This window comes from Flavobacterium aureirubrum (genome assembly GCF_038739835.1).
Lineage (GTDB): Bacteria > Bacteroidota > Bacteroidia > Flavobacteriales > Flavobacteriaceae > Flavobacterium > Flavobacterium aureirubrum.
Genome location: NZ_JBCGDO010000001.1, coordinates 404,934 through 420,357 on the forward strand (window position 1 = coordinate 404,934; position 15,424 = coordinate 420,357).

At 33.3% G+C, this 15,424-nt stretch carries 14 protein-coding genes; 13 read left to right on the forward strand and 1 reads right to left on the reverse strand.

Annotated elements, in window-relative coordinates; all coding sequences use genetic code 11:
• Position 1 precedes the first annotated feature (1 nt).
• The 8 genes from WFZ85_RS01855 to WFZ85_RS01890 all read left to right on the forward strand — a co-directional run bounded on the left by WFZ85_RS01855 (position 2) and on the right by WFZ85_RS01890 (position 10,434).
• Complete coding sequence (locus tag WFZ85_RS01855; protein ID WP_342694579.1) at positions 2-1,348, forward strand: HlyD family secretion protein; 1,347 nt, start codon at positions 2-4, stop codon at positions 1,346-1,348.
• Positions 1,348-2,736: a TolC family protein gene (locus tag WFZ85_RS01860; protein WP_342694580.1), complete on the forward strand. Its 1,389-nt coding sequence runs from the start codon at positions 1,348-1,350 to the stop codon at positions 2,734-2,736. The genes WFZ85_RS01855 and WFZ85_RS01860 overlap by 1 nt, the downstream gene beginning before the upstream one ends.
• A 74-nt stretch (positions 2,737-2,810) precedes the next feature.
• Positions 2,811-3,629, forward strand: a complete 819-nt coding sequence (map, locus tag WFZ85_RS01865) for a type I methionyl aminopeptidase (protein WP_342694581.1) — start codon at positions 2,811-2,813, stop codon at positions 3,627-3,629.
• Positions 3,629-4,465 (forward strand): class I SAM-dependent methyltransferase, encoded by an 837-nt coding sequence (locus WFZ85_RS01870; RefSeq protein ID WP_342694582.1) that lies wholly within the window; start codon positions 3,629-3,631, stop codon positions 4,463-4,465. The genes map and WFZ85_RS01870 overlap by 1 nt, the downstream gene beginning before the upstream one ends.
• Positions 4,466-4,524: 59 nt before the next feature.
• A complete protein-coding gene (locus tag WFZ85_RS01875) occupies positions 4,525-5,778 on the forward strand; it encodes a type IX secretion system plug protein (protein ID WP_342694583.1) in 1,254 nt (417 codons plus the stop codon).
• A gap of 70 nt (positions 5,779-5,848) precedes the next feature.
• Positions 5,849-6,235 (forward strand): Co2+/Mg2+ efflux protein ApaG, encoded by a 387-nt coding sequence (apaG, locus tag WFZ85_RS01880; protein WP_342694584.1) that lies wholly within the window; start codon positions 5,849-5,851, stop codon positions 6,233-6,235.
• Between the two features lie 123 nt (positions 6,236-6,358).
• Positions 6,359-7,987 (forward strand): L-glutamate gamma-semialdehyde dehydrogenase, encoded by a 1,629-nt coding sequence (pruA, locus tag WFZ85_RS01885; protein WP_342694585.1) that lies wholly within the window; start codon positions 6,359-6,361, stop codon positions 7,985-7,987.
• Between the two features lie 119 nt (positions 7,988-8,106).
• Complete coding sequence (locus WFZ85_RS01890; protein ID WP_342694586.1) at positions 8,107-10,434, forward strand: T9SS type A sorting domain-containing protein; 2,328 nt, start codon at positions 8,107-8,109, stop codon at positions 10,432-10,434.
• Between the two features lie 42 nt (positions 10,435-10,476).
• On the opposite strand, the gene rsmG is transcribed toward WFZ85_RS01890, so the two are convergent.
• Entirely contained in the window at positions 10,477-11,106 is a 630-nt protein-coding gene (gene rsmG / locus WFZ85_RS01895) for a 16S rRNA (guanine(527)-N(7))-methyltransferase RsmG (RefSeq protein ID WP_342694587.1), read from the reverse strand.
• A gap of 111 nt (positions 11,107-11,217) precedes the next feature.
• Between rsmG and WFZ85_RS01900 the strand changes: the two genes are divergently transcribed.
• The 5 genes from WFZ85_RS01900 (at position 11,218) to WFZ85_RS01920 (ending at position 15,365) form a co-directional block, all read left to right on the forward strand.
• Entirely contained in the window at positions 11,218-12,312 is a 1,095-nt protein-coding gene (locus WFZ85_RS01900; RefSeq protein ID WP_342694588.1) for a fatty acid desaturase family protein, read from the forward strand.
• A gap of 60 nt (positions 12,313-12,372) precedes the next feature.
• Positions 12,373-13,557 (forward strand): pyridoxal phosphate-dependent aminotransferase, encoded by a 1,185-nt coding sequence (locus tag WFZ85_RS01905; protein ID WP_342694589.1) that lies wholly within the window; start codon positions 12,373-12,375, stop codon positions 13,555-13,557.
• 11 nt (positions 13,558-13,568) lie between these two features.
• Positions 13,569-13,916 (forward strand): DUF6370 family protein, encoded by a 348-nt coding sequence (locus WFZ85_RS01910; RefSeq protein WP_342694590.1) that lies wholly within the window; start codon positions 13,569-13,571, stop codon positions 13,914-13,916.
• An 89-nt stretch (positions 13,917-14,005) separates the two neighbouring features.
• Positions 14,006-14,569, forward strand: a complete 564-nt coding sequence (locus WFZ85_RS01915) for a Crp/Fnr family transcriptional regulator (protein ID WP_461782265.1) — start codon at positions 14,006-14,008, stop codon at positions 14,567-14,569.
• 79 nt (positions 14,570-14,648) lie between these two features.
• Positions 14,649-15,365, forward strand: coding sequence for a pirin family protein (locus WFZ85_RS01920; RefSeq protein ID WP_342694592.1), 717 nt, complete (start codon positions 14,649-14,651; stop codon positions 15,363-15,365).
• The last annotated feature ends 59 nt before the right edge of the window (positions 15,366-15,424 follow it).

Consider the following 15,424-nt stretch of genomic DNA (forward strand, 5'->3'; position numbering starts at 1 on the left):
TATGCTAAACATTTCAAATAAAGTCGAAATTGTTAATGATATTGAAAAATATTCAACATACAAAACACTTTCTGAAAGACCTCACTACAAGATATTAAATAAAATAATTATCGGCGTTTCTATCTTTTGCTTGATTATTTTGTTTTTACCTTGGACACAAAACATATCTGGCGCTGGCGCGGTAACTACACTCAAACCAGATCAACGTCCACAAACAATCCATACCGCTATCGCTGGTAGAATAGAAAAATGGTATGTAAAAGAAGGAGATTTTGTTAACAAAGGAGATACCATTCTATTCATCTCTGAAACGAAAGATGACTATCTCGATCCAAATTTGGTTAAAAACACGGAAAGCCAAATGAAAGCAAAAGAAATGGCGCAGATTTCTTATGGCGATAAAGTTACTACGCTCGACTCACAAATAGCAGCAATAAAAAGAGAGCGTAATTTAAAATTGGAACAAGCACGAAATAAAATTCGTCAATCAATTTTAAAAGTAACGAGCGACAGTATGGATCTTGAGGCAGTGAAAACGCAGGTAAAAATTGCAAATATTCAATATAATCGTTCGATAGCCTTAAACAAAGACGGATTAAAAGCCGTTACCGATCTGGAAGAAAAACGTTTAAAATTACAAGATGTTGATGCAAAAATCATAACACAAGAAAATAAATTATTAACAAGTAAAAATGAATTGATTAACGCAAAAGTCGAAATCAATAGAATTACCGCAGAGTATAATGAAAAAGAGCAGAAGGCAAGAAGTGACCAATTTACAGCTTTGAGCAACCAATTTGATACCGAAGCGCAAGTTAATAAACTTAAAAATCAATATGTAAATTACCAAATCCGAAACGGAATGTACTACATTAAAGCACCACAAAGCGGCTATGTCAACAGAGCTTTACAATCTGGTCTAGGTGAAACTATAAAAGAAGGCACACAAATAGTGAGTATCATGCCGTCTAAATATGATATTGCTGTGGAAACATTTGTAAGTCCAATGGATTTACCTTTAATTCACAAAGGCGAAAAAGTACGAATTTGGTTTGATGGTTGGCCTGCAATAGTCTTTTCCGGATGGCCAAATATGTCCTATGGAACTTTTGGAGGAAAAATTGTTGCCGTTGAAAATTTTATTAGCAATAACGGTAAATTTCGTGTGCTAATTGCCCCTGATGAAACAGAAGAAAAATGGCCTATTCAAGTTAGTGTAGGTTCAGGAGCGCAAACTATTGCATTGTTAGAAAATGTTCCAGTATGGTTTGAACTTTGGCGAACGCTTAATGGTTTTCCACCTAATTATTACCAACCTAAAGATTCAGGAACAAAAGATAAAAAATAATGAAATCACGCTTTTATATACTTTTCTTTTGCTGCTTTTCGCTGTTTGGACAAAACACCAATCAAAAAGAACTTACCTATAATGAGTATCTGGGCTATGTAAAAAAATACCATCCATTAGTAAAAAGCGCCAATCTTGAAATTAGTCAAGCGCAGGCAAATTTAATGATGGCACGCGGTGGATTTGACCCAAAAATTGAAGTTGATTTTGAACAGAAAAAATTCAAAGACAGCGAATATTATTCTATTTTGAATAATAGTTTTAAAATTCCTACATGGTATGGAATAGAAATAAAAGCCGGATTTGATAATAATGAAGGCGTTTTTTTAAATCCCGAAAATACAATGCCTAACCAAGGTTTGACTTCATTAGGAATTAATATACCCATAGGTCAAGGATTATTTATTAATCAAAGAATGGCAGATTTACGAAAAGCTAAAATACAACTTAGACTAAGCCAAGCGGAAAGAAATTTAATGGCAATTGCCGTGCTTTACGACGCGTCTATTGCTTACTTCAACTGGAAAAGAAATTTCAACGAAGTAAAAATGTACGAAAACTATTTAGTTAATGCTAACATTCGTTATAAAGGTATAGAAACCCTCATTAGAGAAGGCGATAGACCTGCAATAGACAGCACAGAAGCTGGTATAATCGTTAGAAATAGAAAATTGAATTTAGAAGACAGCCAACTTAAACTAGCGAAAGCAAAACTGGAACTATCTAATTTTTTATGGCTCGAAAATAATATCCCAATGGAATTGCAGGACAATATTATTCCCGAGGAAAACCTATTACTTACTGTAAACGAAACGCTTCGCACAAACGAGTTAATGGTTGCTAATCAAGATATTACCAATCATCCAAAAATAAATGCATTAGAAAACAAAGTGCAAATGCTTGATGTAGAACGAAAATTAAAGGCAAATATGCTTTTACCAAAAATAGACTTGGGTTATTCCTATCTTTCTGAGCCTAGCGCTTTTAATGACTATAAATTTCAAGATTATAAAGTGGGTTTAAACTTCTATTTTCCCCTATTTTTAAGAAAAGAACGAGGAAGTTTGAATATAACAAAATTTAAAATGCAAGACGCGCAGTTCAATCTTGACTTAGAAAGAGTGCAATTAACCAATAAAATTATTGCACAACAAACGGAGATTGCTTCTCTTGAGAAACAAAAAAAACTTATTGATGATCTTGTGAAAGACAATCAAACCATGCTAAATGCAGAAGAACGATTATTTACTTTTGGTGAAAGCTCTTTATTTTTAATTAATACAAGAGAAAATAATTTAGTTCTTGCACAAATTTCTCAGATATCAATTGAAAATCGTTTTTTGAATTCAAATGCGGAATTATTTAAAATCATGGCAAATCCTGAGTAGCTAAATCTAAAATAGTTACTTTTGCCTGCTATTTTTTTTGATGACAGCAACAAGAATGTGTAAAATTATCTTAAATGATTATCCAAAAAACAAGAGAAGAGATTGAGTTAATGCGCGAAAGTGCTCTAATTGTATCCAAAACATTAGGAATGATTGCATCAGAAATAAAACCTGGTGTTACCACATTATATTTAGATAAACTAGCAGAAACTTTTATTAGAGATCATGGTGCAGAACCAGGATTTTTAGGATTATATGGTTTTCCTAATTCGCTTTGCATGAGCCCAAACGCTCAAGTCGTTCACGGAATTCCTAATAGTAATCCATTACAAGAAGGCGATGTGATTTCAGTAGATTGTGGTGTGTTGAAAAACGGTTTTTATGGTGACCATGCCTATTCTTTCGAAATTGGAGAAGTCGCACCCGATGTAAAAAAACTATTAAAAGTTACTAAAGAAAGTTTATACATTGGAATTAGAGAATTTAAAATTGGTAATCGCGTAGAAGACGTAGGTAACGCCATCCAAAAATATACAGAGTCACACGGATATGGTGTAGTTCGTGAATTAGTTGGACATGGATTAGGAAGAAAAATGCACGAAGATCCAGAAATGCCAAACTATGGAAAACGTGGTCGCGGAAAATTGTTTGTCGAAGGAATGACTGTTGCCATTGAACCCATGATCAATATGGGAACAAAAAATATCAAACAACTTAAAGATGGTTGGACGATTCTTACTGCCGATGGTAAACCAAGCGCACACTTTGAACACAATGTGGCACTAATTGATGGTAAACCAGAGTTGCTTTCTACGTTTAAATATATTTATGATGCGCTAGGAATTGTTAGTAATGAGGAAGATGAGTTTCGAAAAAAACCATTAGTAGTATAATGAAGAAACTATTTAAGTTTATTTTAAACACCATTCCTCGGCCGATACTAATCAGATTGAGTATAGTAGTTCGTCCTATCTTGGCTTTTATGTTGAAAGGAAATCGCTTTACCGATCCAATTGACGGAAAAAGTTTCCGAATGTTTTTGCCCTACGGATATGGAAATCAGCGAAACAATGTGCTTTCTCCGAGTACACTTTCATTAGAAAGACATCGTTTATTGTGGTTGTACCTTCAAAATGAAACTGATTTTTTTCAATCTGTCCCGAAGCATCGGGATGGTTCAGATCATAATCCAAAAAGAATTAAGTTGAGAGATACTGAAATAAATTCAGTATTAAAAGTACTGCATTTTGCACCAGAACAAGAGTTTTACAAACGGTTCAAAAAACAAAAAAATATTGAATACACGACCACTGATTTACTATCTCCATTGGCAGATGTAAAAGCAGATATTTGTAATTTACCTTTTGAAGATAATTATTATGATATTATTTTGTGTAACCATGTTTTAGAACATATTCCTGATGATACTAAAGCCATGCAAGAATTATATCGCGTATTAAAACCTGGCGGAATGGGAATATTTCAAATTCCACAAGATTTATCTCGAGCAAGCACATTTTCTGATGACTCTATAATAGACCAAAAAGAACGCGCCAAAATTTTTGGTCAATACGACCATGTTCGTGTTTATGGTAGAGATTATTTTGACAAACTAAGAAACATAGGTTTTAAAGTAATCGAAGAGGATTATACAAACAAAATCGCCTCCGAATTAGTAGAAAAATATTGTTTGGCGAAGGGAGAAATTATACCAGTTTGTTATAAATAACTAAAATATAGCGATGGTTAAAAGAAATATTTTAACTTTATACCTTGTTATATTCTACTATGGTAAATAAATTTTTTCTTTCTGTATATCTTTTGTTACTATCTGTAACTTCATTTTCTCAAATCGAAAAAGAAGTTATTCCGCCCTATTATATTAAAACTGTTTCTTTCATTCAAAACAGGCAAAACATCATTCCAATAATTAGATTGGGTGAGAGTTTTCAATTTATTTTTGATGATTTACACGGGAATGAAGCCAATTATTTCTATACTTTGACGCACTGCGACTATGATTGGAAACCGTCTCAATTAGCAAAACAAGAATACATCACAGGATTTGATGACCAGCGAATTCAGGATTATACAAATTCGGTAAACGCATTACAGATATACTCACACTATCGAGTAACTTTTCCTAATGTCTTAACCAGTTTTAGAGTAAGTGGAAACTATATTATCAAAATTTTGAACGATGACAAAGAAGTAATTTTTTCAAAAAAGTTTATTTTATATGAAGAAATTGTATCCGTTCCAATGAAAGTAAGAATTGCTCGAACTTTAAATACAATTAATCAAAAACAAAATTTAGATTTCTCAGTTAAAACTAGTGCATTTATTTTTCAAAGTCCGTTAACTAATGTGAAAGTGTTGCTGATGCAAAATGGCAGATGGGACAATGCAATAACGAATATTAGACCCCAATTTACTATTGGCAACGACTTGGTTTATCGATATGATGCGGAAACGCAGTTCTGGGCTGGAAATGAATTTTTAAATTTTGAAAACAAAGACATCCGTGCAGCCAATAACAATATTGCTTACATTAATTCACTTGGCGGTTTGTATTGCGCACATTTGTATCCAAGTGTGCCTCGCGGTAAAGCACCATACACCTTCTTTCCCGACATTAACGGAAATTTCATCGTTAACAATATAGGTGCAGAAAACAATGAAATCGAAGCAGATTATGTCTGGATTTACTTCACACTCAATGCGCCTAATAATTTTGGTAATAAATCTATTTATGTAAATGGTATGTTTAATAATTTTGCAATCGGCGAAGAAAATAAAATGGAATATAATGCCGAAAAACGTGTTTTTGAAAAAGCTATAATGATCAAACAAGGATTCACTAATTTTCAATATGTACTCGCTGACTCAAAAGGAAAGATAGATGAAGAAAATGCAATTGATGGAAATTTCAACGTTACCGAAAATAACTATTTTGCATTAGTTTACTATAGAGAAAACAACCAGCGTTATGATAGAATAATAGGGAAAGGTGTTGCAAGTTCTGTCGATATAACAAACTGACAAAAATTAACATCAAATTTACCTATCAAAATTTATTTTTCGTAATTTTGACTTACTAAAAACACCATTAATGGTTACTCAAATAACACGAGGCATTAAAATTTCAGTTTTAACAAGTTTTGAAGGAACCTACTTCAAAAACCACAAGATTCACTTTGCTTTTAGTTATGAAATAACCATCGAAAATCATAGCAAAGACTCCGTTCAACTTAGTACACGTCATTGGGAAATTTTCGACTCTTTAAACAAAAAAGAAATTGTTGATGGCGAAGGAGTTATTGGCAAAAAACCAGTTTTAAAACCAGGCGAAAAACATACCTATAACTCGGGCTGTTTGTTATCTTCCCCTTTTGGTGCAATGATGGGTTATTTCACAATGATAAATTATACAACTACAAGAACCTTCCGAGTATTTGTACCTACATTCAAGTTAAGCGCGCCGTTTGCACTTAATTAGTTTTAGCCTCGCTTTCCTATCAAAAATTAAAAATTTCCTTTGTACTTTTGTATAAAACTTTATTATTCTTAAAAACGAAACTTAATTTCCCATAATTGTTCAATTTTTAAAACATTTCTACCTATGTTAAAAGGATTTTTTCACGTTCCAAAAGCAGTCAATGAACCCGTAAAATCATACGCTCCAAATTCTCCAGAAAAAAAAGCAGTTCTAGCTGCATATGAAAAAATGTGGAACGAAACAATTGATGTTCCCATTTACATTGGCAACGAAGAAATTCGAACAGGAAACACTAGAAACATGACTGCACCTCATGACCATCAACACGTTGTGGGAAAATATCATTTAGTTGAAAAAGTGCATGTTGAAAAAGCTATTGCAACGGCACTTGAAGCCAGAAAAAAGTGGGCAAATATGGCATGGGAACAACGTGCAGCTATCTTTTTAAAAGCAGCTGAGTTAATTGCTGGTCCATATCGAGCTAAGATTAATGCTGCAACGATGATTGCACAATCCAAAACTATTTTTCAAGCTGAAATTGACGCTTCTTGCGAATTGATTGACTTTTTGCGCTATAATGTAGAATTCATGACGCAAATTTATAATGACCAACCAAAATCAATTTCTGATGTTTGGAACCGTGTGGAATATCGTCCTTTAGAAGGATTTATTTACGCTATAACACCATTCAATTTTACCGCTATTGCTGCAAATCTTCCTGCAAGTGCTGCTTTAATGGGAAATACTGTAGTGTGGAAACCTAGTGATAGTCAAGTTTTCTCCGCTAAAATTATAATCGATGTTTTCAAAGAAGCTGGCGTTCCCGATGGTGTGATAAATGTAGTTTTTGGCGATCCAGTAATGATTACTGACACAGTTTTGGCTTCTCCAGATTTTGCAGGTGTTCACTATACAGGTTCCACTTTTGTGTTTAAAGAAATATGGAAAAAAATTGGAAACAATATTCATACATATAAAACCTATCCAAGAATTGTAGGCGAAACTGGTGGAAAAGATTTTATTATAGCACATCCAAGTGCGAATATAAAACAAGTTGTGACAGGAATTACGCGTGGCGGATTTGAATTTCAAGGTCAGAAATGTTCAGCTGCATCAAGAGCATATATTCCACAAAGTTTATGGCCAGCGGTAAAAGAACAATTAATTACAGATGTAAAATCGATGAAAATGGGATCGCCCGAAGATTTTGGTAATTTTATTACCGCAGTTATTCACGAAGGTTCATTTGATAAATTGGCAAGCTATATTGATCAAGCCCAAAAAGACTCTGATGCCGAAATCATTGTTGGCGGAAATTATGATAAATCCAAAGGCTATTTTATTGAACCAACGGTAATTGTAACCACCAATCCAAAATATGCTACTATGGAAACAGAACTTTTTGGACCTATAGTTACTATTTATGTTTATGAAGATGCAAAATGGCATGAGACCTTACAATTAGTGGATAAAACCTCGGAATATGCTTTAACTGGAGCCATTTTTAGTCAAAACCGATATGCAATTGAAGAAGCAACCATTGCATTACAAAATAGTGCTGGAAATTTTTATATCAACGACAAACCAACTGGTGCTGTAGTAGGAATGCAACCATTTGGCGGCGCAAGAGCATCAGGAACCAATGATAAAGCAGGCTCAATGCAAAATTTACTGCGTTGGGTTTCACCAAGAACAATTAAAGAAACTTTTGTAACACCAGAGGATTATAGATATCCGTTTTTGGGAGAATAACATTCATAAGAAATAAATATAATTTTAAAAAGTTCAAGCTAATAACTTGAACTTTTTTTATATCGTTGATATTGAATTTTTTGTATATTCGATTATCGAAAACCAACAATTAATTTTATATGAATTACTTTACTACTATTAGTGCAAATATCTTGTCAAAAATTGCAGTATTCCTTTTCTGTCTTGTTTCAACTGTAGGATTTTCTCAAGATAAATCGTTTGATTTATTAATAGACAAAACAGAAACTAAAATATTGTATGATCGAGTATTTGGAATTTCTAATGCTACCGAAGCAAGAAAATCAGAAATAAGTTCAAATTATTTTATGCAAGTGTATCATGAAATTCAACGTGCCGACTATCTTAACAGATTACCAGTACTTGAAAATTTGCAAAATGAAGCCAATCTTGGTTTTACTAAAAATCAAGTTCCATTGAGTATTTTGATAACTGATTTTGAAAAGATAAACAGTGCATCGATTGAAAATGGAGATTTGTTTTTAGACGCAAACAATCAGTTTCAACTAAAAAATAACGCTCAAAATGTTTTTGACAAACACAGTTTACATTTAATTGCTCCTTTAGTTTTGAAATCAAAATCAAGTCAAGTAACATTTGTTTTGAATGATAATTTGATTTTTAACACCACGAACAGAACTATTACTAGTATCGCTATTCAAGCAAGTGACGATGAAAACTGGAAAACAATTGTGAAAAATATTCCTTTCAAAATCAATTTCTCTGAAAACGGAAAACAAACTGTGAATTGCAAAATTACGCTATCAAATGGTGCTGTTATCTACCAGTCTTTCGTTATCACTATTGATGCTCAAAGTAGCGGAATAGCTAATAGAAACAATTCGCAGAATGTTCAGCCTAATGCTGTAACGACAATCACAGCAACAATTCCATATCAAGGTTTTGGCGAAACGGCAGCATTTTTTGGACAAGGAGAATATGAAATTTTTCCTGATACAGTTGATGGTATTTTAGACAAACCCGTCTTTCTTGTAGATGGTTTTGATCCTGGAGATAGCCGAAATATTTCAACATTATATGCTTCGCTAAATTATGGAACCAATCAAAATCTAGCAGATTTTTTGCGTTCACAAGGATTTGATATTGTATTATTAAATTTTCCAACCTACACAAGACCAAATACGACAACAGTGGTTGATGGTGGCGTGGATTTTATTCAAAGAAATGCTTTTATTCTGGTAACATTAATTAACCAAATAAATGCACAAAAAGTTGGAAATCAAAAAAACGTAGTCATTGGTCCAAGCATGGGCGGATTAATTTCTAGATATGCACTTCGTTATATGGAGATGAACAATCTTAATCACGATACACGACTGTATATTTCATTTGACTCTCCTCATCAAGGAGCAAATGTACCTATTGGCTTTCAACATTTATTCAACTATTTAGCCTTCGGTCCTGCTGGAAATGTTACTGTGCAACCTATTGTGAATGGTTTAATAAAAAGTCCTGCCGCGAGACAAATGCTAATTGATCATTTAGAAGGTCATTTACAAACAGGAAGTTTATTTGAATTTAATACTGATAGTAATTCTCTTTTACCTAATGGCGCACCCAATTTTAGAAACAATTTTCAAAACGAGTTGAATTCGATGGGATTTCCAGTAGACACAAGAAATGTCTCTATTTCAAATGGCGCTGGCAACGGAACAAATAATTACACTCCAGATTTTGAAGTTATGAATTACACTTTAAACATAACGACAACACAAAGAGCAATTATTAATCTGCGCTTTACGCCTGCTGCTAATCAAACCAATCAAGTAAGTCGCTTTAGAGGTCAACAGTTTTTAGTATTTTTCTGGATAACTGGTTTTGAAAGCCTTGCAAATTCAAGAGCTCCATCATTTACATCTGGATTAGATAGTGCGCCAGGCGGACGATTTGATATTAGTGGCTTTTCCAATGGACTTGGAACCGATCCTATTTTAACTCAGTTTTTCGATAATCTTAATGCTGATTATTTCACGTTTATACCCACTTGGAGTTCAATGGCAGTTGGAAACACAAATAATTTATATACACCGGTAACTTCTTCTACCACTACTCCATTTGCGGCTTCATCAATCCCAACGGTAAATGAAAATCACGTTACTTTAAATGCGACGAATGTAGCATTTGCATTATCCGAAATTCTTAATGGTACATTAACCACTACAAATCCTGCTTTTGAGTCACTTTGGATAAAAAATCCAGTTGCTAATAATATTGAAATTAATACCTCCTACACTATTAACAACGCCACAATTTCAATAACTGATATGCTTGGAAAAACCATTTATATTTCGAATAATAACATTATTTCAGGAACTTTGGAAATTCCGGTTTCGCTTTCAAATGGTATTTATTTACTAACTATCGGTAATGAAAACGGAAGTGTCACGAAGAAAATCGTAAAAGGTTAAAAAAGAAAAGAGGCATTTTACTCGCTGCAAAATGCCTCTTTTTTATGCTTTAAATTTCAGCGGCAAGTGTACCACTTTTTTAGTTTCAAAAAACGCATTGGAAAAAAAATCTGAAATATTGTATTCTGTTGCATTTGGAAAATCTTTGAGTTCTTCGGTTAAATCTCCACCTTTAAGATAAAGAATTCCATTTTTTAGTGTGTGCTTGTTTTGTTTCTTGATTTTATCTTTAATCCATGAGACAAAATCAGGCATATTGGTCACGGCTCTACTTACTATAAAATCATAATCACCTTTAACATTTTCAGCACGAATTTGTTCTGCTTTTACATTTTTGAGTTCTAACGCGTCCGCAACAGCTTTAACTACATTTATTTTTTTTAAAATTACATCAATCAAATAAAATCGGCTTTCAGGAAATAAAATAGCCAACGGAATTCCCGGAAATCCACCACCTGTTCCAACATCTAGTATGTAAGTTCCAGCTTCAAAAGGCTGAACTTTTGCAATTGCCAGCGAATGTAGAACGTGCTTTGTATACAATTCGTCAATATCTTTTCGTGAAATAACGTTGATTTTAGCGTTCCAGTTGTGATACAAATGCTCTAATTTTTGAAATTGTACTATTTGATTTTCAGTTAGATTTGGAAATTGTTTCAGAATTTCTTCCATAAATTGGATTTTCAACAAAAATACTACTTCCTAGTTGATAATTATGATTTGTTTATAATCTTTAAAATATTTTAATAATTATATTTACAAAAATTTTGACTAGCATATAAAATGAATACCTCATCACCTGTCTTTTCTAAAAACGACAATCTTAAATTTTTTAGAACGTTAAATTCTAGAGTTAATAATTACTTTAAAGAAAACAATATTGACAAAACTGGAAATTGGAAATTACACTTAAAAACTGTTGTAATGTTCACTATTTTCTTAACACCATACTTTATTTTACTTTCTATGCAAATGCCTATTTGGGCTTATTTACTATTAAATATTGTAATTGGAATTGGAATGGCTGGAGTTGGAATGAACGTAATGCACGATGGCAATCACGGTGCTTATTCCTCAAAGTCTTGGGTAAACAAACTCATGGGTGGAAGTATTTATATTTTAGCTGGAAATGTATACAACTGGCAAGTACAACATAATGTATTACATCATACTTATACTAACATACTCGGTCATGATGAAGATTTAGAAGCGGGTAGAATTATGCGATTTACTAAAGAAGCTAAATGGTATAGTTTTCACCGATTTCAACAATATTACTCTGTATTCCTATATGGATTATTAACTTTCAATTGGTCAATTACTACTGATTTTCTTCAAATGAAACGTTATTTAAAGCGTAATCTATCCTACGGTGAATTTAAAAAACCAGTGGTTCGATGGACAACATTGATAATTACAAAAATAATCTACTTCTCTATTTGGTTGGTAATTCCAATGGTAATGGGCATAACTTGGTATAAAGTGGTTTTAGGATTTTTAGTGATGCATTATACCGCTGGGGTTATTCTTAGCGTTGTTTTTCAGTTAGCTCACGTAGTTGAAGAAACTGAAAACCCAATTCCAGATGATAATGGTGAAATTGAAAATACTTGGGCTATTCATCAGTTGTTTACTACTGCTAATTTTGCACCGAAAAATTGGTTGATTAACTACTACACTGGCGGATTAAATCACCAGATTGAACACCATATTTTTCCCAATATAAGCCATATTCATTATGATAAAATTGGTGAAATTGTTAAACAGACCGCGAAAGAATGTCAACTGCCCTATTATGAGTTTACAACTACAAGAGAGGCAATTAAATCACACTTTAGACATCTAAAAGAACTAGGTAGAAAACCTCAATTAGCATAATTTTAAAAAACAGACGCCACTATAAGGCGTCTCTTTATTTACTATAAACACAACAACAATATGAATATTTTATCAGACAGAATTAATAATCTATCTACTTCACAAACACTTGCGATGGCAGCATTAGCAAGAGAACTAAAATCGCAAGGAAAAGACATTATCAGTTTAAGTCTAGGCGAACCTGATTTTAATACTCCTGACTTTATCAAAGATGCTGCTAAAAAAGCTATTGATGAAAACTATAGCACTTATTCGCCTGTTGATGGTTATTTAGAGCTAAAAGAAGCCATTTGTAGAAAATTTAAACGGGATAATAATTTGGATTATAAACCTTCAAATATTGTTGTTTCAACTGGCGCCAAACAATCATTATACAATATTGCACAAGTCATGCTCAATGATGGCGATGAAGTAATTCTTCCTGCTCCTTTTTGGGTTTCGTATTACGAAATAATAAAATTATCTGGTGGTGTTCCTGTTGAAGTAGCTACTTCAGTTGAAACTGATTTTAAAATTACAGCCGAACAATTGGAAAAAGCCATTACCCCAAAAACCAAAATGATGTGGTTCAGCTCACCATGTAATCCGAGTGGTTCGGTTTATAACCGTGATGAGTTAAGTGCAATTGGAAAAATATTAGAAAAACATCCTAACATATATATTGTATCAGACGAAATTTATGAACATATCAATTTCTCGGGAACATTTTGTAGCATCGGAACCATTCCAGGATTATTTGATAGAACCATTACTGTAAATGGCGTTGCCAAAGCATTTGCCATGACTGGATGGAGAATTGGATACATAGGCGCACCTGAATTTATCGCGAAAGCGTGTACCAAAATGCAAGGACAAGTAACTTCTGGCGCAAATTCTATCGCACAAAGAGCAACCATTACAGCTGTTGATGCCGACCCAAGCGTATTGAACGAAATGGTAGCTGCATTCAAAAATCGTAGAGATTTAGTAGTTGATCTTGCTAAAGAAATCCCCGGATTAAAAATTAATATTCCCGATGGTGCATTCTATCTTTTCCCAGATGTTTCCTCCTTTTTTGGAAAGACATTACGTGGAAAATTAATCAATAATGCTGATGATTTGTCAATGTATTTATTATCAGAAGCCAATGTTGCCACGGTAACTGGTGACGCATTTGGAAATCCAAATTGTATCAGAATATCTTATGCAACAAGTGAAGAACTATTAACCGAAGCTTTCAGGAGAATAAAAGAAGCTTTATCCTAAACTATGTTATTATGAAAAAATTACTTTTACTTATTTTTATGTTGTGTTTTGCCAACATGAATGCTCAAGAAAAATCTAAAGCCCAAATTGTAGAAGCTTCTTGTGGACAATGCCAATTTGGTATGAAAGAAAAAGGCGGCTGTGATTTAGCGGTTCGGATTGATGGAAAAGCCTATTTTGTAGATGGAACAGACATCAATAAACACGGCGACGCTCATGCTGCAGACGGTTTTTGTTCTACAATAAGAAAAGCTGAAGTAGTTGGCGAAATAAAAAAAGAACGTTTTGTAGCAAATTCTTTTAAGTTACTTCCAGTTGCTGCTAAAACTCCAGATCCACATGCAGGTCACAAACATTAAAAACTATAACGTCCCAAGAAATTGGGGCGTTTTTTTTTTGCGATTTTCAAAGAAATATAAATTGTATTTTTGGAAATATGAATCTGATAATGCAAAATATTGCAAAACACGTCTCACTCACTCCCGAGGAAGAATTGCTTTTTTTATCAAAAACAGAAACTAAAAATTACAAAGCCAAAACAATCTTATTAAATGCTGGCGAGATTTGTAAACACTCCTATTTTGTGAACTCGGGATTGCTGCGAAGCTTTACAATCAATGACCATATAGTTGAACATGTACTAAGTTTTGCCTGTGAAGGTTGGTGGATTAGCGACATGTATAGCTTACTATCACAAAAACAAGGAAATCTTTTTATCGAAGTTTTAGAAGATGCCGAAGTGGTCATTTTATCAAAAGAAAACCAAGAAAAATTATATCTCGAAATTCCAAAACTAGAACGTTTTTTCAGAATTTTAACAGAAAATTCATTAGTGGCTAACCAAGAGCGATTGATAAATAATCTTAGTTTATCCGCCGAAGAACGATATGAGAAATTCTGTAAAAAATATCCAACCTTAGTTCTAAAAATACCCCAAAAACAGATAGCTTCTTATATCGGCGTTACACCCGAGTTTTTTAGCAAAATGAAATCGCGCCTGTTAAAGAAATGATTTCTTAACCTACATTAAGTACTTCTCAAACCTTATCGGTATAAATTTGTATCATAATTTATTAAAAATTTTACACGATATGAAAAATACAGTTTTACATACCTCGAATTCCCGTGGTCACGCCAATCACGGTTGGTTGAATGCTTATCACAGTTTTAGTTTTGCAAGTTGGTATAATCCAGATAGAGTTCAGTTTGGTGTTTTGCGAGTTTTAAATGACGACACTATTGCTGCCGGAATGGGTTTTGGCGAACATGGACATGATAATATGGAAATAATTACCATTCCACTCGAAGGCGATTTGGCACACAAAGACAGCATGGGAAATGCCGAAACAATTAAAACAGGTGATGTGCAAGTAATGAGTGCCGGAACAGGAATTCGACACAGTGAATTCAACCCTAATGCTGACCAGCAAACAAAGTTATTTCAAATATGGTTATTCCCAAAATTGAGAAACGTAGCACCTCGGTACCAACAAATCACTCTAGACCAATCGTTACAAAAAAATAATTTCGCACAAATTTTATCGCCACATGCTGACGATGAAGGCGTTTGGATACATCAAGATGCCTGGTTTTATTTAAGTGATTTCGATAAAGATTTTTCTAAATCGCTGGCATTGAAAAAGGAAGGAAACGGATTTTACATCATGAACATTGAAGGTGAAATTGAAGTTAATGGTGAAAAATTAGCAACAAGAGATGCCATTGGATTATGGAACACAGCGCAAGTTGAAATTAAAGCTAACTCAGTTGCTAAATTTTTAGTAATGGAAATTCCGATGGAACAATAAAGGTTTCAAACAGAATTAAAAATTAAACAAAAATCCCATCTTTATTTGAAGTTAAAGAT

What these genes read in the sequence shown, in the direction of transcription:
- WFZ85_RS01860 (WP_342694580.1), top strand. Translation starts at nt 1,348, where the DNA reads ATGAAATCACGCTTTTATATACTTTTCTTTTGCTGCTTTTCGCTGTTT.
- WFZ85_RS01920 (WP_342694592.1), top strand. Translation starts at nt 14,649, where the DNA reads ATGAAAAATACAGTTTTACATACCTCGAATTCCCGTGGTCACGCCAAT.
- WFZ85_RS01910 (WP_342694590.1), top strand. Translation starts at nt 13,569, where the DNA reads ATGAAAAAATTACTTTTACTTATTTTTATGTTGTGTTTTGCCAACATG.
- WFZ85_RS01855 (WP_342694579.1), top strand. Translation starts at nt 2, where the DNA reads ATGCTAAACATTTCAAATAAAGTCGAAATTGTTAATGATATTGAAAAA.
- WFZ85_RS01900 (WP_342694588.1), top strand. Translation starts at nt 11,218, where the DNA reads ATGAATACCTCATCACCTGTCTTTTCTAAAAACGACAATCTTAAATTT.
- WFZ85_RS01915 (WP_461782265.1), top strand. Translation starts at nt 14,006, where the DNA reads ATGCAAAATATTGCAAAACACGTCTCACTCACTCCCGAGGAAGAATTG.
- map (WP_342694581.1), top strand. Translation starts at nt 2,811, where the DNA reads ATGATTATCCAAAAAACAAGAGAAGAGATTGAGTTAATGCGCGAAAGT.
- rsmG (WP_342694587.1), bottom strand. Translation starts at nt 11,106, where the DNA reads ATGGAAGAAATTCTGAAACAATTTCCAAATCTAACTGAAAATCAAATA.
- pruA (WP_342694585.1), top strand. Translation starts at nt 6,359, where the DNA reads ATGTTAAAAGGATTTTTTCACGTTCCAAAAGCAGTCAATGAACCCGTA.
- apaG (WP_342694584.1), top strand. Translation starts at nt 5,849, where the DNA reads ATGGTTACTCAAATAACACGAGGCATTAAAATTTCAGTTTTAACAAGT.
- WFZ85_RS01890 (WP_342694586.1), top strand. Translation starts at nt 8,107, where the DNA reads ATGAATTACTTTACTACTATTAGTGCAAATATCTTGTCAAAAATTGCA.
- WFZ85_RS01875 (WP_342694583.1), top strand. Translation starts at nt 4,525, where the DNA reads ATGGTAAATAAATTTTTTCTTTCTGTATATCTTTTGTTACTATCTGTA.
- WFZ85_RS01905 (WP_342694589.1), top strand. Translation starts at nt 12,373, where the DNA reads ATGAATATTTTATCAGACAGAATTAATAATCTATCTACTTCACAAACA.
- WFZ85_RS01870 (WP_342694582.1), top strand. Translation starts at nt 3,629, where the DNA reads ATGAAGAAACTATTTAAGTTTATTTTAAACACCATTCCTCGGCCGATA.